Here is a 21,983-nt window from a genome sequence, read left to right on the forward strand (position 1 = left end):
CCTACTCCGCCCACGGCTAGACTCTCGGATGTGATTACGGGTGAGCTCAAAGGCAAGATCGATCGTGTGTGGGATGCGTTTTGGTCGGGTGGCATCTCAAACCCTCTTGAGGTCATTGAGCAGGTCACGTATCTGCTGTTCATGCGCCGCCTCGACCAGCAGCAAGACCTCGCCGAGCGCGAGTTCAGCAAGCTCAAGAAAACAAACAAGCCAATGCCGTTCACCCCCGAGCAGCAGCAGTTGCGCTGGTCGCAGCTCATCAACAGCGGAGACGTCGCCGCGACGCACCGCACCATGGCCGACGAGGTCTTCCCGTTTCTCAGGGCGCTCGGCGACAACGCCGCGGGCACCGGCACCACCTACGGCGAGCACATGCGTGACGCGCGGTACACGATCCCAAACCCAGCCTTACTCGGCAAGGTCATGGACATGCTGAACGGTATTCCGCTTGAGGATCGCGACACGAATGGTGATCTCTACGAGTACCTACTTTCGAAGATCGCGTCGGCTGGGGTCAACGGGCAGTTTCGTACACCGCGACACATCATCCAGCTGATGGTCGACATGATGGCACCGAAGCCCGGCGACACCATCTGCGACCCTGCGTGCGGCACGGCCGGGTTTTTGATGGCGGCAAGTGAGTATGTGCGGCGTCACAACCCCGACGTACTCGTCGACCGCACGCAATCTGAGCAGTTTCACCGCGAGATGTTTCACGGCTTCGACTTCGACTCGACGATGCTGCGCATCGGCAGCATGAACATGCTGATGCACGGCGTGAACGCACCCGATATTCGGTATCGCGATTCGCTCTCGGAGGGCGCTTCAGGTGAGAGCGAGGTCTATTCAATGATTCTCGCGAACCCTCCATTTGCCGGCTCGCTCGACTATGAGGCGACAAGCAAAGACCTGCAGCGCGATGTCAAGACAAAGAAGACCGAACTGTTGTTTCTCGCACTGTTCTTGCGGTTGCTTGCGCGAGGTGGGCGCGCGGCGGTGATTGTGCCCGACGGCGTACTCTTCGGATCAACCAAGGCCCACAAGGAGCTGCGGCGCGTGCTCGTTGAGGATCACAAACTCGACGCCGTCGTAAAACTGCCGTCTGGGGTGTTCAAGCCGTACGCGGGAGTGTCGACGGCTATCTTGTTTTTCACGAAGGTCGGGGTTTCCGGTGGCGGTGGCACCGACGACGTGTGGTTCTACGATGTGCGCGCGGATGGGTTCTCGCTCGACGACAAGCGCGCCCCTGTTGCCGAGAACGATCTGGGTGACGTGCTCGCGCGGTGGCAGAATTTGCCGGGCGAGCAGGATCGCGGCCGCACCGAACAGAGCTTTCTCGTACCAAAGGCCGACATTGTGGCCGAGGGATACGACCTGTCGATCAACCGTTATCGCGAGGTCGTGCACGAAGAGGTGGATCATCGCCCCACCGCCGAAATATTGGCCGAGGTGGATCAGCTCGGTGCCGACATCGCCGCCGGTGTTGCTCGGTTGAGGGAGGTGCTGGGGTGACTTGGGAGGTGGTGCGGTTGGGTGAGATTACTTCGATCAACCCTCGTGATCCAAAACCCGATACCAAATCAGACATTTCGTTTGTGGGCATGGCAGAACTCAATGCCTCTGCTGCAGCGACTGTAGATGAAGAGGTACGCCCGTTCGGTGAAGTCTCGAAGGGATACACTCAGTTTCGCAACGGCGATCTTCTGCTCGCAAAGATCACTCCATGTTGGGAAAACGGAAAAATCGGTGAGGCCAAGCTCAATCACGCTGTCGGTGTGGGCTCAACTGAGTTTCACATTGTTCGCCCCTCCGAGAAACTCGATAAACGCTACACGTTGCATTTTCTGCGCGCACCTCGAGTCCGCATAAACGGCGAGTTACGCATGACTGGAAGTGGCGGCCAACGCCGTGTGCCCACCAGTTACGTTTCAGACCTTGAGATCCCGGTCCCACCGCTCGAAGAGCAACGCCGTATCGCGGCGATTCTCGACGAGGCCGATGAGATCCGCACGAAGCGCCGCGCCCAGCTCGCCCTCCTCGACGAACTCCCCCAGTCCCTCTTCCACGAGATGTTTGGTGATCCCACTCATGCTCAAGCGCAAACAACTCTCGGAGAGATCGCCGAGCTGCTGGGTGGCCGCAACCTCATCGCACAATCAGATGCAGTCCACGAGACCTACCGGGTGCTCAAGATCAGCGCAGTCACCTCCGGGGTTTTCAATCCTGGTGAAGCGAAGCCCCTGCCTGCAGACTACGATCCTCCCGCTTCCCATGTCGTCAATCTTGGAGATCTGCTTATCAGTCGGGCAAACACTACTGAGCTGGTTGGGGCAGTCGCTTATGTGTCCGAAGATCCGGGTTCAGTCGTACTTCCAGACAAGATCTGGAGGTTCAATTGGAAGAGCGAAGACTCTGCCCCACTCTTTTACGCCACGCTCTTGCGATCACCATCAATGCGACGTCGCATCAGCGAACTCGCCAGCGGTTCCGGCGGGTCCATGAAGAACATTTCCAAGGCAAAGTTACAAGCAATGCATGTGCCCAAAGTCGAGGCCGCAGAGCAGCAAGCCTTCGCCGAGAAGGTCGAGGCGATCCAGGCGGAGCGATCCCGAATCACCAGCGCCCTCAAGGCAGACGACAAACTCTTCGCCGCCCTCCAATACCGCGCCTTCAGAGGAGAACTGTCATGTCTACCGGCACCCGACCGCGAAAGTCTCTTCCGCGCCGGCCTCTGTGAGAACCCACTCGAAACAGAATGACTTGAGTTTAAGGAAAACCTCTCCGACCCGAAGCAGATTGGCGAATACATCTCGGCACTCGCGAACAGTGCTCTCATTCACGGACGCGAGCACGGGTACCTTGTTTGGGGCGTTCGGGACAGCGACCACATGATCGTGGGAACAACATTCGATCCTGACTCACTCAAGATCGGAAACGAAGACCTTGTTCCTTGGCTGACCCGACTCCTTGAACCTCAAACCATATTCCGATTCAGCACGATTCAGGTCGGAGACGACGCGAGGGCAGTAATCCTGTACGTGGGTGCTGCGCGTGATCGTCCTGTCCGATTTTCGGGAGTGGCTTACGTCCGAGTCGGAAGCGCGAAAAAGAAACTGCAAGCCCATCCAGAACACGAGCGAAAAATCTGGCGTCTTGCTGAGCGGGAAACCTTTGAGAGCGTTCCTGCCCTGAGCGAAGCACGCGAAAGTGACATACTGGATCGCATTGACTACGGTGCCTATTTTGAGCTGCTCAAGCTTTCGCTACCGCCCACGCGCGCCGGCATTCTGACCCACTTTGAGCAGGCGAAGCTAATCAGGAGAGATTCCGTTGGCTGGACCATAACTAACCTGGGGGCGGTTGCCTTCGCAAAGGACATCACGTCGTTCCCCAGTGTTGCCCGCAAACACATACGAGTCGTGCGCTATGTGGGTAAGAATCGCGTGCACGCCGAACGATCTCAGGACGGCGCTCGCGGATACGCAAACGGCTTCGACGGCCTGATCACATACATCGAATCTATACTTCCCCGAGAGGAACGGATCGGGGCATCATTTCGCACGGACGAACCAACATACCCGAGCCTCGCCATTCGAGAACTCGTAGCGAACATGCTCACCCACCAAGACTTTTCTCTCGCAGGCACGGGGCCGCTAGTCGAAGTCTTTGACGACCGAGTAGAGTTCACAAACCCCGGCAAACCTCTCATCAGTACGCGACGCTTTGTCGATCTTCCGCCACACTCCCGCAACGAGCATCTAGCTTCTCTCATGCGCAAGGCTCATATTGTTGAGGAGCGCGGGTCCGGCTGAGACAAGATCGCATCTGAGGTCGAACGCGCTCAGTTACCAGCGCCGCGAATCGATGTGAGCGAAAACCATACCAAAGCCACTCTTTTCGCCCCGAAGACCTACCGTACCCTCACTAAAGACGAGAGAGTTGAAGCGCTCTATCTCCACGCAGTACTCCGGTACGTGTCTGGCGAGCTTGCCACCAACTCATCCGTGCGTGAGAGATTTGGCATCGACGTTGGTAACAGCTCCTAGGCCTCTCGTATCTTGCGCGACGGAATCGCAAGCGGGCTGCTTGTTCTCGAGGACCCAGAAGCAGGTGCGAAAGCCCGTCGGTATCTTCCGTTCTGGGCCGCAGACACCGAAAATGCTTGACCGTTGCTTGACTGGAAATGCAATCCTCGACGAAATAACGCTCGACTTCCACCAGAAACCTAGCCTGATCTGGGAAATTGATTACACGAGTTATCCCATTTGCTTGACTGAAAAGGTTTGGTACGGTGTTCAGCGGGGCGCTTGGCATCATTTGCCAGCTTAATTTTTGAAGTTCACATGATACGCCAATGTAACGGTATCTGGTTTTCTTAATGCGTGCAAGGATGTGGTGTATGGCCTATCAGAATCACAAAGAACTCGATCCCACTGGACTGACACACGTAAAGACGCAATACAACATCATGGCCCTCGTGGGCAACGGTTTTGATCTGCAGGTGCTCAATGAGTACAAGCAAAAGCCCACAACTCGTTACACGGACTTCTACTACCACCTCAAGATGCGTGGCGTGAGTGATGAGAACTTGATTCTCGGCAAAATGCAGGAGCTGCAAGAGCAGCCACCCCCGCGCAACGAGAACTGGAGTGACGTTGAACGATGCATTGCTGACCTCGAGGACGATGGCGCAGACACCAAAGAGATCCAGTCCTCATTGAAAGAAGTTCAGCGAGAGTTCTCGGGTTTTCTGAACCGTGTCGTGGGGAGCAGACTGCTCAGCGACCTCAGCGATGATGCTCAGGAAAACGAGTGGAGCAACAAGTCACTCGCGACATTTCTCGAAGATCTCACGGAATATGAAGAACTGAAGAAAATCGCTTTTGGAGCAAAGAAGGGCAACTACGATCTTTTTAACTTTTTCTTTGTAAACTTCAACTACACCTCATTACTCGACAACTACATTCACCTCGACTCGGTCCAGTTTGATCCACACCGCCACAAAACCGTGGGAACCAATTTCTTCTTTGATTTCAACCCAAGAAAACTTAACCAGGACGGTCGCTGGGACTACGAATCATCCAGCAACGTAGCGACCCAAATTGTGCACCCCCACGGATCCCAAGACATTCCACGCTCGCTCCTTTTTGGCACGGGGTACAGCGGAAACCCGCACGACCAACAAGCACAACTGGCCAAACCCTACTGGGCTCAGAACCAACTGAAGTACGCGCACCTCTTCGACGACACTCACTTGTTTATTGTCTTTGGTTGTTCACTCGGCGAGACAGATCAATGGTGGTGGCAGAACATCGCGCAGGCGCTACTGAAAGATGACAATACAGCGTTGATGCTTTACTGGTGGAACCCGTGTGGCGAAGACGTCAAAACCTCGAAACAAATACAAGATTTGTTCTTCGATGCCGCTGGTACTCAAGCAAGCAGCCACGACAAACTACGCCAACAAATCTGCGTCGTGTCATACAACGACGAGTCGGAACGCGTCTGGCTGTCAACAAGGCGACCGAAACCCTCGCCGTTTTCCGCCGACGAATAATCGAAACCTGTCATCACGAATCTTTCAGGCATCGGCGCCATGGCCAACACCAACTCAACACACCCTGATCCCGAGCAAACCACAATTACATCGGCCGATAAGCTCGAAATTGTGCCCGCTTCATCGTTGCAGCCCCTGCCCTGTGTACAACTCGTAGCTCCTCTGCAGCGGACCGCCTCGGGTTCCGAGGCGTTTCTTGGTCTTGCCTCCGACGGTAATCAGTACTGGGTGAAAGCTCCCGACAATCCGCAGGGATCCCGCACACTGATTGCCGAGGTGATCGCACACGGCATCGGAAGAATGCTCGGCGCGCCAGTTCCAGATACAGCACTCGTCAACATTCCTGCCAAGCTCCCCTGGACTTACAAAGACGGGCGCCAAATGCGAGAGGGCGTCGCGCACGGATCACTCAACATCCCAAACGTGATCGAGTCAGATGATTGGGGTACATATTCAAGGCGAGACGACAACCGTCGCCGCCAGGCACGCATCCTCGCTTTGTGGGATCTCTGCATGGGCGTTGATCCTCAATGGCTGCATCAAACCACGGCTGACTACAGCATTTGGTCCTTCGATCATGGATTCTGGCTCGCAGGCGAAAGCGATTGGGATCTGGTTTCGCTCAGACAGATTGGCACTTCGGCCTGGCTGTACGACGTTGAACCCGGGGTCGCCTCTGCAAGTGCACTGCACGAAACAGCGGACAGTTTGAACGATCTCAGTCTTGAATCGATACAGGCCATCGCTAACGATGTTCCCTTAGACTGGAATACCACGGTCGTGGAACTCGAGGAACTTACGATCCTGCTACATGCCAGGAGTGCCGCGGTCGCCAACCGTCTTCGTGCGACAGCCGCGCAGAGCCGATACCCGTAGGGAGGTGTCATGTTGAGTTACCAGTACTGGATCATTCGGTACGTGCCAGATATTGCGAGAGGCGAGTTCACCAATATTGGCCTCCTATGCGGGCGTGACGGAGGCGACTGGGCGGTTCAGTTCGATACCGAAGCCGTTCGCAGTCGAGGTGAGCTTGGCCCGAATCTGAGAGAGCTAGCACCGTGGATGGTGTGGTTCGAGCGACGCATTACGCGGCAGAGCCAGCCTCAGTTGCAACTTGAACTCAACGAGCAGACAGTCAGTAGCGGATGGATCAGTCATCTGCACACCCGTCAGGCAAACTCAGTCCAATTCTCTGAAGCGCGCCCAGTCGATGTGCCATCTGCCGCGGAGGGGGTCAAGCTACTTTTCCCACACCTGGTAGCGCGGGAGACCGTGACGCGGTCACACACCCTGACTCGCGCCTCGATGCGCGCCAAGGTGCGCCATGCACTTGAGCTAACGTTTAACCTCACCCTGAACCGCGACCTCTTCATACAGCCGCGGGTTGTCATCGGCAAGCAGCGATCCACCGTAGATTTCTTGCGTCGCGACAACAATGAAGACACCATCACAAACGTGTGGGCGTTCAACTCGGCGAAAGTTGAGTTGCTCGAGCAACAGGTGCAGGCGACAAACTATTCGCTGACTCGGCTTCGCGACACCGGAGCCGAGATTCGTTTTAGCGACGGAAAAAGCGTGGCGATCCAAGCAGATATTCCCGTCAGCGTTATCTACGACCCGCCTACCTCACAACGCGAACTACAGTGGCGCACGGACGTATTTGACGCTGCTCTCGAAGCCTGGCATCTCAACGGCATCAGTGTGCAATCTCTTGAAGAGTTTCGAAGCGCAAGCGCCAATGTGCGTCGGGTTGCAGCTGGCACGCGCTAACAACCCAGCAATGTCGGACCCCTCCGATACACTGGCGAAAGCCAAAACAAGGAGGTGCGCGTGAGTAATTTTGCGTTTATACAGGCGGCGTGGCCTGAGCTTTATGACGAGTGTCAACGCGCAGAATCTTACGTCATTTCAGACCCCAACGCCGCTGCGTTTACCGCGCGGGTTGCCGTCGAAAAGGTCGTCGACTACCTCTTTGTTGACGTGTTTGGCCTCACCGACGAGTACCGCAGCGACTTGAACGCCCGCATGAACGGCGCGGCGTTCAAGAACCGCACCTCACTTATCAACAACCAGCTCAATCTCATTCGCCTGCGCGGCAACGACGCCGCACACGGCAACCGCAAACTCTCCCAGCGCGACAGTCTCGGGGTGCTGCGCGACCTCTTCGATGTTGTCGTATGGACGGTCAAAAACGGCAGCCCCTTCCCAGAAGCAGCACCACTCGGTGCTTCGTTTGATGCGACAATCGCGCAGAAGCGCGCCCCGCTGGGCCCGGGCGACGTCAAGAAGCTCGCGGCGCGGTTCGCCGAGCAGAAGGCAAACGCGGCAGCGGCCATCGCTGAGCGCGAGCGCAAGATTGCCGAGCAGTCAGACGTGCTAGCGGCACGCGAGGCCGAGATTACATTGCTTCGGGATCAGATAGCTGCCGCACAGGCAGCTGACACCGTCGCAGACTCCCACGACTACCGCGAAGATGAAACGCGCACCGAGATTATCGACCTCTTGCTGCGTGACGCAGGGTGGGCGCTCGATGGCCCAGGTGACCGCGAGTACCGCGTAGACGGCATGCCGGGCAAAAACAGCTCGGGTGTCGGCTACATCGACTACGTCTTGTGGGGCAGCGACGGCAAACCGCTGGCGATTGTCGAGGCGAAACGCACGAGCCGCGATCCCTCAGTCGGCGGCCCGCAAGCGAAGCTGTACGCCGATACGCTCGAAACCAAAACGGGCCAGCGTCCCGTCATCTTTCTCAGTAACGGCTACCGGCATCAGATCTGGGATGATGCGGCGGGCTACCCACCGCGAGAAATCGCCGGGTTTTACACGCGAGAAGAACTCGAACTCATCATCTGGCGGCGCACACACCGCAGACCCCTTACCGGGGCGAACGCAGACGCGGCAATCGCCGGTCGCCCCTATCAGCAGCGAGCAATCGCCAAAGTCGGCGAACACTTCGACGCGCACCAGCGCCGCGCACTGCTCGTGATGGCGACGGGCACCGGCAAGACCCGCACCACCGTCGCACTCATCAAGTTGCTCATGGAGCAGGGCTGGGCAAAACGCATCCTGTTTCTTGCAGATCGCAAAGCTCTCGTTACTCAAGCCGGAAAAGCGTTCGCGGCGCACTTGCCCGAAGTCGCAACCATCAATCTCACCAAAGACAAGCTCACCGAAGCCAGAGTCTACCTGTCCACCTACCCCACAATGATGAACGCGATTGACGGAGTTCGCGACAACAACGGTCGACGCTTCGGGCCCGGTTTCTTCGACCTCATTGTCATTGATGAAGCCCACCGCTCGGTCTACAAGAAGTACGGTGCCCTCTTTGACTGGTTTGACGGCCTACTGCTTGGCCTCACCGCCACCCCGGTCGACGATATCGCCCGCAGCACCTACCGTCTGTTCGAGCTTGAGCCCGGCGTGCCGACAGACTCGTACCCGCTCGACGAAGCGATCGCCGAGGGCTACCTCGTTGGCCCAGAAAACCTCGTCTACGACTACGGATTCCACCGCGAGGGTATCCGGTACACCGACCTCTCAGAAGAAGAACAAGAGAACTGGGACGCGATCGAGTGGAGTGAAGAAGACCCCGACGAGACACCAGCCGAAATCGCGGCACCAAGCGTTTTCCGCTCACTCTTCAACGCCGACACCGCTGACAAGGCACTCGCCGAGGTCATGGCACACGGCCTGCGGGTTGCTGGAGGCGACCGGCTCGGCAAAACCATCGTGTTCGCCATGAATCAGAAGCACGCGGTGTTCTTGAAAGAGCGGTTTGACGCGCAGTTTCCGCACCTTGGCGGTCAGTTTGCTCAGGTCATCACGAGCCAGTCCGACTACGCAGAAACACTCATCGAAGATTTTTCACAGCCCGACAAAGCACCGCACATCGCCATCAGCGTCGACATGCTCGACACCGGCATCGACGTACCCGAAGTACTGAACCTGGTGCTCTTCAAACAGGTGCACTCAAAGACAAAGTTTTGGCAGATGATCGGCCGTGGCACCCGTCTTGCGCCAGACATCTTTGGAACAAGCAGTGATCACGAAGACCACTCGGGTGATAAGCAAGCTTTCCGAGTGTTCGACTTCTGCGGCAACGTTGAGTACTTCGGGCAAGATCCCGCAGACCGCGCCACCGCAGTACCGCAGTCACTCACACAGCGACTGTTCGCGGTGAGGGCGAGGATCGCGAGCCGCCTCGACAGCGCTGCGCTCAACGACACGCTGAGCATCGATCCCGAGCTGAACAGCGACGTCCGTGAAAACGCCGTTGCTTGGCTGAGCGAGTTTGTGGCGGGTATTCCCACCGACTCGTTCTTGGCCAGGCCACACGGGAGAGCCTGCGCAAGTACGGCTCACCTGAGGGCTGGGCGGGGTCGCTTTCACTCGTTGAGGCTGAAGATTTAGTGGCTACACTTGGGGAGCTCCCCAGCAAAGCGATTGCCGACGAAGAACAGGCAAAACGTTTCGACCTGATCGTGTTGCAGCGCGAACTCGCGCAGCTCGAGGGTGACGAGAACACCGCTCAGCGGACTCGGGAACGTATACAGTCCGCAGCGTCGCTGCTGCTCGAAAAGACAACGATTCCAGCGGTCGCCGGCGCAGCCGAACTGCTGGAGTGCATCGCGGGCGACGAATGGTGGGAATCGGTCACCCTCAAGATGCTCGAACACGCACGGCACGAACTACGTGGGCTCATGCAATATCTTGACAAGAAGCAGCGCAAGACGATCGTTGTTGACTGGGAAGACGAACTAGGCCAGGCACGCACTGTCGACCTGGCACTCGTTGCAGTAGGCGTTGACCAGAAGCGTTTCGAAGAAAAGATCAGGGCCTACATTCGAGAACACAGCAACCACATCGCAATCCAGCGTCTGCGCCGCAATAAGCCTCTTACTCAGAGCGACATCGAAGAACTAGAGCGCATCCTGGTCGAGCAGGGCGAGGGCACACCCGAGGCGCTCGCGAAGATCAGCGGCGAGCGCGGGCTGGGCATTTTCATCAGGTCGCTCGTGGGTCTCGACCGTGAGGCAGCCGAGGCAGCATTCGCTGCGAGGATTGCGTTCAGTGGCCTCACCTCAACACAGATGGATTTTTTACGTCACATCATTGACGAGCTCACCCGGCGGGGCGAGATGGAACCATCACGGTTGTTTGAGCCGCCCTATTCTGAGCAAGCCAACTTGCAATACCAACTGGTATTTCCTGAGGCACGCACGGCCGACATGGTCTTCGAGACGCTTCGCGCAATCGAAACGAGCGCACAACCCGCGGCTTAGTTCCTCGCTAAGGTCAGCACCAAGCGCACACTCTTTACCCGCTGTCCACCTCTGGCTTGCCGCCTGATCACTCGATCCGGCTACCTTCAGATTGCAATACGAAACCCTTCCCCGCTGTATCTGAGGAGATCCATGCACCCCTATCGTCGTCTGCGACCATTCGGTCTCATAGGCTCAGCCGTCGCTTCCGCGATACTGGCTGGCACGCTTGTGGCGAGTCCCGCCGTTGCAAATCCGCAAGGCACCAACGTGATCATCAACGAGGTGTATCTCAAGGCTGGCAGCGCGAACGCGGTGTTCAACAAGAAGTTCGTTGAACTCTACAACCCCAGCGATGCCCCCGTTACGCTCGAAAACTGGTCCCTCCAGTATCGCCCTGCGACGAGCACTGTGGCACCCGTTGCAAGTGGCATTGCGCCTCTCAGCGGCACCGTCCCCGCGAAGGGCCACTTTCTCATCGCGATGCCAGGCAATGGCTCCCCACCGCTCGGAGCCGAACTCCCCACCCCGACCTGAGCGTGTCACTGAACCCCTCCGGCACAACCGGGCAGCTCTATCTCGCGTCGACCACAACTGGCATTGCTGCTCCCGCGGGCAACGTCGTTGGCACCCCCGACATCGTTGACTTTCTCGGGTACGGCGCAGGTGTTGGTTTCGAGGGCACAGGCCCTGCACAGGTCACCGGCAGCAACAGCGAACCCAACTCACTGACACGCGCCAACTTCGCTGACACCGACAACAACGCACAAGATTTTTCGGTCGCGACAACCGTGACGCCACAGGGTTTGGGATCGGTCGATCCCGGGCCTGATCCCGAACCAGAACCCGCGCCGACAGCGCACACCATCCCTGAAATTCAAGGAACAGGTGCAGCGTCGCCACTCGTGGGGCAGAAGGTCACAACCTCGGGTGTCGTGACGGCAAACTACCCGACAGGCGGCTTCAACGGCTACTACATCCAGACACCGGGCACGGGCGCTGCAGTGACCGACGCCACACTCGAAAGCACGCCCGCTTCTGAAGCAATCTTTGTCGCCTCGGCCGCCACCGCACCACTCGTCAAGATTGGCGATGTTGTGCAGGTAACCGGCACCGTCAGCGAGAGTGGATCGCTGACGCAGCTGGTTGTGCCCGCCGCTACGGGGCTCACGATCCTTCCAGATGCAGCTGAGGCTCCCACGCCCGCGGCAGTGAGTCTGCCCACCGACGACGCACGACGCGAGTCGCTCGAAGGCATGTTGCTTGCCCCGACGGGTCCGGTGACCGTCAGCAGCACCTACAGCATGAATCAGTACGCTGAGGTTGGCCTTGCAAGCGGCAATACTCCGCTGATCACACCAACCGAAGTTGCGCGCCCCAATTCCGCTGAATACGACGCGGTTGTGGCAGACAATGCCGCACGCGGGGTTGTGCTCGACGACGGCTCGAGCCTCAACTTCCTCACCACCGCAAAAGACACGCCGCTCCCGTACCTGTACGGTTTCGACGCTGCGGGCAATTCGCCCTCACCGGCAGTCGGCTCATCGGTTTCATTCGTCAAGCCGGTGGTGTTTGAGTACCGCCACAACCTCTGGAAGCTGCAGCCCCTCACGCAGCTGACGGCAGCGAATGCCAGCGAGGTGCTTCCTGCAGAGTTTGGCTCCAAGCGTGCGGCACGCCCGCAAGATGTCGGCGGCGAGTTCAAGCTCGCAAGTTTCAACGTGCTCAACTACTTCACCACGACGGGCGACAGCGTTTCAGGCTGCACGTACTACACCGATCGCGCCAACAACCCAATCACCGTCAAGGGCAGCTGCGACGCGCGTGGTGCGGCCGATGCGGCAAACTTGCAGCGCCAACAGGCCAAGATCGTGACCGCGATCAACCTGCTTGGGGCAGACGTCGTCTCGCTCGAAGAAATCGAGAACTCCGCCAAGTTCGGCAAGAACCGCGACGAGGCCCTCAGCACACTCACCGCGGCACTCAACACCGCCGCTGGCAGCGAAGTCTGGAGCTTCGTGCCGTCTCCCGCCGCGATAGCACTACCCACGAACGAAGACGTGATCCGCACGGCCTTCATTTACAAGAAGGGCACTCTTGAGCCTGCTGGCCCCTCAACGGTGCTGCTTGATCCCGCTTTCGCAAACGCGCGCGCACCGCTGGCCCAAGAGTTCTCTCCAGTGGACGACGATTCCGTGAGCTTCATCGCCATCGCAAACCACTTCAAATCAAAGGGTTCGGGATCGGGCGCTGATGCAGATCAGGGTGACGGCCAGGGCGCGTCGAACGCTTCTCGGGTCGCTCAGGCAGAAGCCCTCGCCGATTTTTCGGAGACGCTGCAGACCGAGCTCGATACCGACAAGGTGTTCATGCTCGGCGACTTCAATTCATACTCCAAAGAGGATCCGCTCGTCGCGCTCGAGGATCGCGGCTACAGCAATGTGGGGTCTGCGCCCGGCAAGTACAGCTACTCCTTCAGCGGGATGTCGGGGTCACTCGACCACGTGTTCGCCTCACCGGCTGCAAAGAACGCTGTCACAGGTTCAGACATTTGGAACATTAACTCCGGGGAGTCCGTCGCATTCGAGTACAGCCGCTACAACTACAACGCGACTGACTTCTACAACGCTTCCCAGTTCCGCTCAAGCGATCACGACCCCGTGGTCGTTGGCTTTAACCTCAACACAGAAGCTCCTTCTGAAGAGGTCACGCTCAACCTCCTCAACATCAACGATTTTCACGGTCGCATTGAGGGCACGCTCAGCGGTGACACGCTTACGGCCAGCAACACCGTGCGGGTCGCGGGTACGATCGAGCAGCATCGTGCCGACGCCGATGGCGCGAACACCGTGCTGCTCTCGAGCGGCGACAACATCGGTGCTTCACTGTTCGCCTCGGCTTCACAACAGGATCAGCCGACGATTGACGTTCTCAACGCCCTCGGGCTGAGCGCGAGCGCGGTCGGAAACCATGAGTTCGATGGTGGCTTCGCAGATCTCACCGATCGCGTCATTGAGCGTGACGGCACACCAAACGCCGCCTTCGACTACCTGGGCGCAAACGTGTACGAGAAGAACACCACGACACCGGCTCTTAAGGAGTACAAGATCGTTGAGCAAGCTGGTGTTCGCATCGGCATCATCGGCGCAGTTACGCAAGAAACACCAACGCTAGTTTCGCCGGGTGGGATCGCGTCGCTCACCTTCGGTGATCCTGTCGAAGCGGTGAACCGCGTTGCGGCTCAGCTGAGCGACGGTGACACCACAAACGGCGAAGCCGACGTAATTGTTGCTGAGTATCACGAGGGCGCAGGCGCAGGCACCCCAGACGGTTCAGCTCTCGCCACTGAGGTCGCTGCTGGCGGCACCTTCGCGCGCATAGTAGCCGAGACGAGCGCGTCTGTGGATGTGATCTTCACAGGCCACACCCATAAGCAGTACGCCTGGGACGCCCCTGTTCCCGGCACGCCCGGCACCACCCGACCGGTGCTGCAGACCGGCAGCTACGGCGAGTTCATCGGGCAGGTGAAGCTCACACTTGACGCAGAAACTAAGCAAGTGAAGGCCTACACCTCCGACAATGTTGCTCGCACCAGCGCAAGCCTCACCGAACTCACCACCAGCTTTCCGCGGGCCGCTCAAGTCGCAGAGATCGTGACTGCGGCTCTGAAAGAGGCGTCGAGGATCGGCGACCAGAAGGTCGGCTCTGTGCTCGGTAGCATCACCAGTGCTTACACCGATGGTGGTTACATTGATGGAACCTATAGCGGCACAAAACGGGATAACAGGGCCGCAGAATCTGCACTCGGAAACCTGGTTGCCGATTCGCTCGTGTCGTCGCTATCGCCCAAGGAGCGCGGTGCCGCCACGATCGGCGTCATGAACCCGGGTGGCCTGCGTGCTGAGCTTCTGTACGGCGCAGATGGCACGATCACCTACGCATCGGCCAACGCGGTACTGCCCTTCACCAACAACCTCGGAAGCACAACGCTCACCGGTGCTCAGTTCAAGACTCTTCTCGAGCAGCAGTGGCAGACCAACGCAGACGGCACGATCCCGAGCAGGCCATTCTTGAAGCTTGGGCTGTCCAGCAACGTGTCTTACACCTACGATGAGGCGCGGGATCCGGGCGACCGCATCACACAGATCTGGGTCGACGGAGCACTGGTCAAGGCATCGACGAAGTACCGTGTCGGCACGCTGAGCTTCTTGCTGCAGGGAGGTGACAACTTCCGCGCGTTCCTTGACGGCACCGACACCACCGACTCTGGGCTGGTCGATCGCGACGCGTGGATCGCGTACCTCTCCGCGCAGTCGCCGCTCTCACCGAAGTTCGCTGTGCGCGCCGCACAGCTGAGTGGGGTGCCAAGCACCGCGGTCAAGCGGGGATCAACCGTCAAGCTGAAGCTTGGTGGCCTCGATATGACCTCGCTTGGCAGCCCGAGCAACACGAGCGTCACCGCAACCTGGGCGGGCGCTTCGTCAAACACGAAGGTGACTATCCCGGTCACAGACGGCTCCGCAGACGTGGCGCTCACAGTGCCCGAGAGCGCTAGCTCAGGCGAGGTGATGCTCACCGTCCAGCCCTCTGGAACCGTTGTCAAGGCACTCATTCCACTTGCCTCTCCAGAACAGAAGCCTGCGGATCCGTGCCTGACAAAGCCTGCGAAGCCAGTGTTCGCCGACGTACCCGCCGGGCATAAGTTCTCAACCGAGATCAATTGGATGGGTTGCAAGAGGCTCTCCACCGGCTCATCAACACCGAGTGGGTCACTGTACAAACCCTCAGAAAGCTTGACTCGCGAAGCGATGGCGGCATTCATGTTCCGCATGGATGGCACGTCGAGCTACCAGGCACCGAAGGTGTCACCGTTTGCCGATGTTAAGCCCGGCGACAAGTTCTACCGGGAGATCTCGTGGATGCACTCACAAGGGCTCTCTACTGGCACTCGGCAGACGAGCGGCAAGCCGCTATTCCAGCCGAAGGCAGCACTGAGTCGCGAAGCAATGGCCGCGTTCATGTTCAGGCTCGAGAAGCCGAAGGCTTACCAGGCCCCCAAGGTCTCGGTCTTTAGCGACATGAAGCCAAGCGACAAGTTCTACCGCGAAGTCTCTTGGATGTACGCGAGCAAGCTGACCACGGGCTACAAGGCCCCGAATGGATCCCGGAGTTTCGGACCCAAACAAAGCCTCACCCGTGAGGCCATGGCAGCGTTCATGTACCGCCTAGAGACGACGTTGCGGCTCAAGTAGCCTCCGGTAGCGTGGCGGCCACGATCCCGATCTGCACGGTAGGTTACGTGCTGGTCGGGATCGTGGCCTTGAGGCGTGCAAACATTGCACCGGATTCTCTGTCTCGCGTGATGTCGCCGACGCGCTAGCATCAACCCATGACTGAACAAGCCAGTACCCCGACCATCGAAGAAGTCCGTTCCAAGATCGACTCACTCGATCGTCGCATCGTCGAGCTGATCGCGGAGCGTCAGGGATGGGTGGTCACCGCCGGTTCGCTCAAGAAGGACGAGCAGGAAGTTCGTGCGCCAGCCCGCGTAGAGCAGGTCATCGCGAAGGTGCGCGCTCTGGCCGAAGAAGCGGGGGCCTCACCCGAGGTCGTCGAGCGCACCTACCGCGAACTGATAGCAGCGTTCATTGACCTGGAGCTCGTTCACCAACGCGTTCAGTAGCTACCGACGTGAGCCCGGACACGAACCCGGACCGCCAAGCCTGCGCGACAACGTCGCCCCCGCCTGGCGTACGATCCCGCCCAACGCTTCGATCTTGTCTCCGAGCCGCTTCTTCGGCCCGCTCACATTGAGCGCAGCGACAACCCGTCCGGTGTGATCCAACACGGGAGCTGATACCCCCACGATCCCTTCCTCCAGATCCTCGTCGAGCACGGAGTAACCGACTGCTCGAATCCGCTCTATTTCAGCGAGCAAACCCTCGAAGTCGCGAACCTTGCCCGTGCTCGCAGGTGGTCGCTCGTGCAGCGAAAACGGACTCGCCTCGCGTCCAAACACGTCATCGCCGATCACGGTTGAGTCGTGCCCGCGCTCGTCATACCACTGCCGTAGCGCGGTCTCGTCCCAGTCACTGAGCAACACCCATCCAGAGGAGGATCGCCACGCCGCCGTTCGGACGCCCTGCCATCCGGCGGATCGCAACTCGTGCGGGCTGAGTTCACTCGCAAGGGTCAGCACATTGCCGTGCATCAACACACACAGGTGAGCGGTCTCGTGCGTTGCACCCACAAGGCTTCTCAACACCGGTTGTCCACTCTGCACGAGCTCGGCCTCCGCACTTCTTGCGGCGAGCGCAAATACTCGCGGGCCAACTCGGTAGCGCTGGGTTTCGGGATCCCGAGCCGCGAGCCCGGTCGTGGCCAGGGTGGCAAGCGCGCGCGACACCACGGTCTTGCTTCGGCCGGTCAACTTCGCGAGCTCTGTCACCCCGTAACCACCGAGCCGCGTCGCGGCATCGCTCGCGAGCATCTCCAAGAGGCGAATGTCACGCCCCAGCCCGGTCGCGTTGATGCGTCCGTCATCGCTGGCACCGGGGTCTGTGCTGCGGTCCATGCCTCGTCCTCTCACCCATCGCTCTCTCGCGAGCGATTCTGCGCTAGCCCCAGCATGACACTCCAGTTCCGTTATACGCAACTCAAGTTGCAGTTAACAGAACAGCTATTTATCTTTATCGATGCCAGCGGCGTCAGAAGGATGCGCGTCGCATCGAAGAAAGAGGTCCAACGATGGATAACGTTCAGCTCGGTGAGAGCTTCGTCGGTGAGGGCGTCAACGCCGCTCACGTCAACACGGTGCTCGGTCACCGAGACGGCCCCGCGGGCACCGCGTGGGCGACCGCGCTCGGTAGCCCCAGCGAGGGGTTCGTCCCCTTCGTGGCGGTGCTCAAGCCCTCGCTGCCGGTGAAGCCGATGACGCTCTTCGTGCAGAAGGCCGCTGCCGCCAACGACTTCCACAGCACCGCCACCTGGGGCGCCGCGCAGGCCGGCATCGCCGCCGGTGTTGCCGACGCCGTGGCCGAGGGTGTCATTCCCGAAAGCTGCACCGAGACCCACGCGCTCATTGCGGCGGTCTGGGTCAACCCCGGCTGCGATGACCTCGACGCGGTCTACCGTAACAACCGCGAGTCAGCCCGCCGCGCCCTCGAGCTCGGCGCGGCAAACGGCCCCTCCCTTGAGGCCGTCATTGAAGCCCGCAATTCCCCCAGCAACCCCTTTTACACCCCGAGCCAGGAAGTCGCCGCAGATGTCGCACGCTAGCACCGCCACCGCACCAGCCCCCACCGCAAAACACACTCGTACCGCCGAGAACACCGTCGTCGGCTTCATCGGCCTCGGCCACATGGGTTCGGGCATGAGCCGTAACCTGCAGGCCGCCGGTTTCAAGCTCGTAGTCACCGACCTGCGCCGCGAAGCAGCCAGCGAACTGCTCGCAAACGGTGCCGAGTGGGCCGACTCCGCCGCCGAGCTCGCGCGCCGCAGCGATGTCGTCATCACTATGCTGCCGACCCCGAGCATCGTCTCTGCGCTGCTGCAGGGCGAGAACGGCCTGCTCGCCGGGCTCTCCGACGGCAAAACCTGGATCGACATGTCGACTTCGGTACCCGAGGTTGCTGACGGCGTACGCGAAATGGCCGCAGCCCGCGGCATCAACATCATCGACGCCCCCGTCAGTGGTATGTCGGTCGGCGCGGCAAACGGCATGCTGCAGATCTTCGTTGGCGCTGATCCCGAGCTTTTTGCCGAGCACTTCCCCGTGCTCGAGGCGATGGGCGATCCCGAACGCATCATCAATGTGGGCGGCGCTGGCGCCGGCTACGCCGTCAAGCTCATGATCAACCAGCTGTGGTTCTCGCACCTCGTGGCGACCGCCGAGGTGCTTGCCATCGGCACCGCCGCAGGTGTTGATCTCGGTGTGCTGCGGCAGTCGCTCATCGCGAGCCCAGCCAACAGTAACTTCCTTGAGAGTGACGTGCTCTCGATCCTCAATGATGGTGACTACGACGAGGGCTTTGCGATTGCCCTTGCGTGCAAAGACCTCGGTCTCTCCATCGACCTCGCCCGCTCGGTCGGCATGCCGAGTGAGGTTTCGGCGCTGGTTGAGCAGGTGTTCCGCCGTGCCCGTCGCAGTTACGGCGACAGCGCCGGCGAAATGACCCCGTTCAAGCTCTACGAAGACCTGCTTGGCGAACCGCTTCGCCTTGCCAACACCGCAGGAGGTGCAGCGTGAACGCGCTCCCGAGAACATCCCAACCGGCCTCTTTATCGGCGGCGAGTGGCGTGACGCCGAAGGCGGCGCAACACTCCCCGTGACCAACCCCGCCACCGGCGAGGTGCTCACCCACATCGCGAGCGCCTCTGTTGCTGACGGCAAGGCTGCCCTCGACGCCGCTGTCGCGGCACAGAAAGACTGGGCCGCCACGGCACCCCGCGAGCGCGGCGAAATTCTGCGTCGCGCATTCGAACTCACGATCCAACACCGTGAAGAGCTCGCCCGCATCATCACGCTCGAGATGGGCAAGCCGCTCGCCGAGTCGCGCGGCGAGGTCAACTACGGCGCCGAGTTCTTGCGCTGGTTCTCGGAGGAGGCGGTGCGCATCGACGGCCGCTACTCCGTTTCACCCGACGGCGGCAACCGCCTTCTCGTGTTGCACCGCCCGGTTGGCCCGAGCCTGTTTATTACCCCCTGGAACTTCCCGCTTGCCATGGCGACCCGCAAAATCGCGCCAGCTTTGGCTGCGGGTTGCACGAGCGTGCTCAAGCCAGCAGCGCAGACCCCGCTTACGGCACTCTATTTTGCAGCACTGCTCGTAGAGGCGGGTGTGCCCGCCGGTGTCGTCAACGTGATTCCCACCGCCACCGCGGGCGCAGTCGTCTCCCCCCTTCTCTCTGATTCGCGTCTGCGCAAGCTGTCGTTCACCGGTTCGACCGAGGTTGGCAAGCGCCTCATTCGCGACTCAGCCGACCAGGTGCTCAAGGTGTCGATGGAGCTTGGCGGCAACGCCCCGTTCATCGTCTTTGAGGACGCCGATGTTGACGCGGCCGTCGAGGGTGCGCTCGTCGCTAAGCTGCGCAACGGAGGCGAGGCCTGCGTTGCCGCAAACCGTTTCCTGGTACACGAGTCGGTTGCCGACGAGTTCACCACCAAGCTGACCGCGCGCATGGCCGGTTACGTGCAGGGACCGGGCATCAACGACGGGGTCACCATTGGCCCGCTGATTGACGAGGCGACCCGCGAAAAGGTCAGCTCGCTCGTCGCATCGGCCGTGGCCGAGGGCGCAGAGGTGAAGCTCGGCGGTGAGGCACCGGCTGGACAGGGATTCTTCTACCCACCGACCGTGATCACCGGCGTACCGCAGGGCGCCGAGATCTTGAACGAGGAGATCTTCGGACCAGTCGCCCCCGTCGTGGTGTTCACAGACGAGGCGGAGGCGATCCAACTCGCGAACGCAAGCGAGTACGGACTCGTCAGCTTCGCCTACACTCGCGACCTGAACCGCTCACTGCGTCTCGCCGAACAGCTCGACAGCGGCATGATCGGCATGAACACCGGTCTCGTATCGAACCCGGCAGCTCCCTTCGGTGGCGTGAAGCAGTCGGGGCTCGGCCGCGAGGGAGGCGCGGAGGGCATCCACGAGTTCCTGGAGACCGTCTACGTGGGCATCTCGAACCCGCTCGCCACACTATAACCGTGTCAACGAAGACAAAGGAAACACCATGACAGCAACACACACCATAACGCGGGAGAACGTCGACTTCGACGATCTGCCGCTCAACAAGTTCCACATACGCATCACCGCACTCACCTTCGGCGCACACTTCAACGACGGCTTTGCGGTCGGCATCATCGGCATGGCCATTGTGCTGATCGGCCAGCGAGGAGCCATGGAGCTGAACGCTTGGTGGACCGGTGCGCTCGGCGCTGGGGCACTCTTCGGACTCTTCGCCGGGGCGCTGCTCTTCGGATCGGTTGCCGACAAGCTGGGCCGTCAGAAGATCTTCGCGATCAGCTTCATTGTGATCACCGTGGCGACCTTCGCGCAGTTCTGGGTGCAGGAGCCTTGGCAACTGCTGACACTCCGCATCATTCTCGGGCTCGGGATCGGCGGCGACTATGCCGTCGGGCACGCCATGCTCGCCGAGGTGCTGCCTAAAAAACGCCGCGGCGAGATTCTCGGTTCGTTCTCGGTTATTTGGACCTTCGGCTACGTGCTCGCAACGATCATTGGCATCTTCTTTATGCAATCGGGCCTCGAAGACGCGTGGCGCTGGATGCTCATTGCCCCAGGCTTCATTGCCGTCATTGTGCTCGTGGCACGCCTCGGCACCCCGAGTCACCGCGCTGGCTGCTGCGCATGGGCCGCGAGAAAGAAGCGCGTGCGATTCTCGATAAACACTTCGGCACGCACGTAACCCTCGAACCGGAGCCCGTGGTCGAGGGTGAGGCGACGGGGATCGGTGCCCTGTTCAGCAAGCGCTACATTCGCCGCACAGTGTTCAACTGCGTATTCTTCGCCTGCATCGTCATGCCCTACTTCGCGATCTACACGTTCCTGCCGAGCATCCTGTCGAACATGGGCCTGTCTGATCTGGCTGAGAGCGGCAGCGGCTACGCAGTCGAGATTTATCTCAACGTGTTCCTGCTCGTCGGTGCACTCGCGGGCATCTGGGCAACCGCAAAGTTCTCACGACGCGGCTTCCTTATCTCGGGCTTCATCATTCTCACGGTGTCGCTGACGGCACTCGCGCTCGTGCCCACAACGGCGACAATTATCTCGGTTGTCATCTTCGCGGTGTTTACCTTCACGGTTTCCGCGGTGAGCAATCTCGTCGGGGTGTTCCCGGCGGAGAGCTTCCCAACTCCGGTGCGGTCCTCGGGGATCGGCTTCGCAACAGCCATCAGCCGCCTCGGCTCGGTCATAAGCACCTTCCTGCTGCCGGTGCTGATGTCAGAGTTCGGCGTCACAGCCACGATCCTCATCCTGGCCGGTGTGCTCGCCATCGGTCTGGTGGTGTCGGTGCTGTGGGCTCCCGAAACGAAGCACAAGACCCTCACCGAGTCCGGCCTCATTACGCTGCCTGAGCGGGTGCGCTAACCTACGTCGTGGGGCGGCGGGGTCCGATCCCCCGTTTCACAAATCGGGTGG

The 21,983-nt window shown here is 59.9% G+C and carries 15 protein-coding genes and 2 pseudogenes; 16 read left to right on the top strand and 1 reads right to left on the bottom strand.

Going from position 1 to position 21,983, the window contains the following annotated elements:
- Positions 1-30 precede the first annotated feature (30 nt).
- The 12 genes and pseudogenes from G7066_RS15050 (at position 31) to G7066_RS15095 (ending at position 16,501) form a co-directional block, all read left to right on the top strand.
- Entirely contained in the window at positions 31-1,512 is a 1,482-nt protein-coding gene (locus G7066_RS15050) for a type I restriction-modification system subunit M (RefSeq protein ID WP_166331807.1), read from the top strand.
- On the top strand, positions 1,509-2,759 hold the full coding sequence (locus G7066_RS15360; protein WP_205881469.1) for a restriction endonuclease subunit S: 1,251 nt from the start codon (positions 1,509-1,511) through the stop codon (positions 2,757-2,759). The genes G7066_RS15050 and G7066_RS15360 overlap by 4 nt, the downstream gene beginning before the upstream one ends.
- A 12-nt stretch (positions 2,760-2,771) precedes the next feature.
- Positions 2,772-3,104: pseudogene (locus tag G7066_RS17160) on the top strand (AlbA family DNA-binding domain-containing protein); the annotation flags it as partial.
- Between the two features lie 507 nt (positions 3,105-3,611).
- Positions 3,612-3,812 carry an ATP-binding protein gene (locus G7066_RS17165; RefSeq protein WP_280116276.1) on the top strand — a complete coding sequence of 67 codons (201 nt, stop codon included), beginning with the start codon at positions 3,612-3,614 and terminating at the stop codon, positions 3,810-3,812.
- A 587-nt stretch (positions 3,813-4,399) separates the two neighbouring features.
- Positions 4,400-5,557, top strand: a complete 1,158-nt coding sequence (locus G7066_RS15065; protein WP_166331808.1) for an AbiH family protein — start codon at positions 4,400-4,402, stop codon at positions 5,555-5,557.
- A gap of 39 nt (positions 5,558-5,596) precedes the next feature.
- Entirely contained in the window at positions 5,597-6,433 is an 837-nt protein-coding gene (locus G7066_RS15070) for a HipA family kinase (protein ID WP_166331809.1), read from the top strand.
- Positions 6,434-6,442: 9 nt separating this feature from the next.
- The gene (locus tag G7066_RS15075) at positions 6,443-7,327 is read left to right on the top strand and encodes a DUF3037 domain-containing protein (RefSeq protein WP_166331810.1); all 885 of its coding nucleotides are present in this window, start codon (positions 6,443-6,445) and stop codon (positions 7,325-7,327) included.
- Positions 7,328-7,387: 60 nt separating this feature from the next.
- The gene (locus G7066_RS15080; protein ID WP_244303087.1) at positions 7,388-9,967 is read left to right on the top strand and encodes a DEAD/DEAH box helicase family protein; all 2,580 of its coding nucleotides are present in this window, start codon (positions 7,388-7,390) and stop codon (positions 9,965-9,967) included.
- Complete coding sequence (locus G7066_RS16690; protein WP_244303089.1) at positions 9,967-10,839, top strand: type I restriction-modification enzyme R subunit C-terminal domain-containing protein; 873 nt, start codon at positions 9,967-9,969, stop codon at positions 10,837-10,839. Before G7066_RS15080 ends, G7066_RS16690 begins: the two co-directional genes overlap by 1 nt.
- A gap of 132 nt (positions 10,840-10,971) precedes the next feature.
- Complete coding sequence (locus G7066_RS16695) at positions 10,972-11,355, top strand: lamin tail domain-containing protein (RefSeq protein WP_244303090.1); 384 nt, start codon at positions 10,972-10,974, stop codon at positions 11,353-11,355.
- A 2-nt stretch (positions 11,356-11,357) separates the two neighbouring features.
- The gene (locus tag G7066_RS15085) at positions 11,358-16,070 is read left to right on the top strand and encodes an ExeM/NucH family extracellular endonuclease (RefSeq protein WP_244303092.1); all 4,713 of its coding nucleotides are present in this window, start codon (positions 11,358-11,360) and stop codon (positions 16,068-16,070) included.
- A gap of 137 nt (positions 16,071-16,207) precedes the next feature.
- Positions 16,208-16,501 (top strand): chorismate mutase, encoded by a 294-nt coding sequence (locus tag G7066_RS15095; RefSeq protein WP_166331812.1) that lies wholly within the window; start codon positions 16,208-16,210, stop codon positions 16,499-16,501.
- Here G7066_RS15095 and G7066_RS15100 read toward each other — a convergent pair whose 3' ends face one another.
- Positions 16,502-17,392, bottom strand: a complete 891-nt coding sequence (locus tag G7066_RS15100; protein WP_166331813.1) for an IclR family transcriptional regulator — start codon at positions 17,390-17,392, stop codon at positions 16,502-16,504.
- A 173-nt stretch (positions 17,393-17,565) separates the two neighbouring features.
- Between G7066_RS15100 and fae the strand changes: the two genes are divergently transcribed.
- The 4 genes and pseudogenes from fae to G7066_RS16700 all read left to right on the top strand — a co-directional run.
- A complete protein-coding gene (fae, locus tag G7066_RS15105) occupies positions 17,566-18,096 on the top strand; it encodes a formaldehyde-activating enzyme (RefSeq protein ID WP_166331814.1) in 531 nt (176 codons plus the stop codon).
- On the top strand, positions 18,083-19,066 hold the full coding sequence (locus tag G7066_RS15110; protein ID WP_166331815.1) for an NAD(P)-dependent oxidoreductase: 984 nt from the start codon (positions 18,083-18,085) through the stop codon (positions 19,064-19,066). Before fae ends, G7066_RS15110 begins: the two co-directional genes overlap by 14 nt.
- Positions 19,056-20,525: an NAD-dependent succinate-semialdehyde dehydrogenase gene (locus G7066_RS15115; RefSeq protein ID WP_244303420.1), complete on the top strand. Its 1,470-nt coding sequence runs from the start codon at positions 19,056-19,058 to the stop codon at positions 20,523-20,525. Before G7066_RS15110 ends, G7066_RS15115 begins: the two co-directional genes overlap by 11 nt.
- Before the next feature lie 28 nt (positions 20,526-20,553).
- Positions 20,554-21,884, top strand: a pseudogene (locus G7066_RS16700) (MFS transporter); the annotation flags it as partial.
- Positions 21,885-21,983: the final 99 nt, after the last annotated feature.

Source organism: Leucobacter coleopterorum (assembly GCF_011382985.1).
In the GTDB taxonomy this organism is placed as follows: domain Bacteria; phylum Actinomycetota; class Actinomycetes; order Actinomycetales; family Microbacteriaceae; genus Leucobacter; species Leucobacter coleopterorum.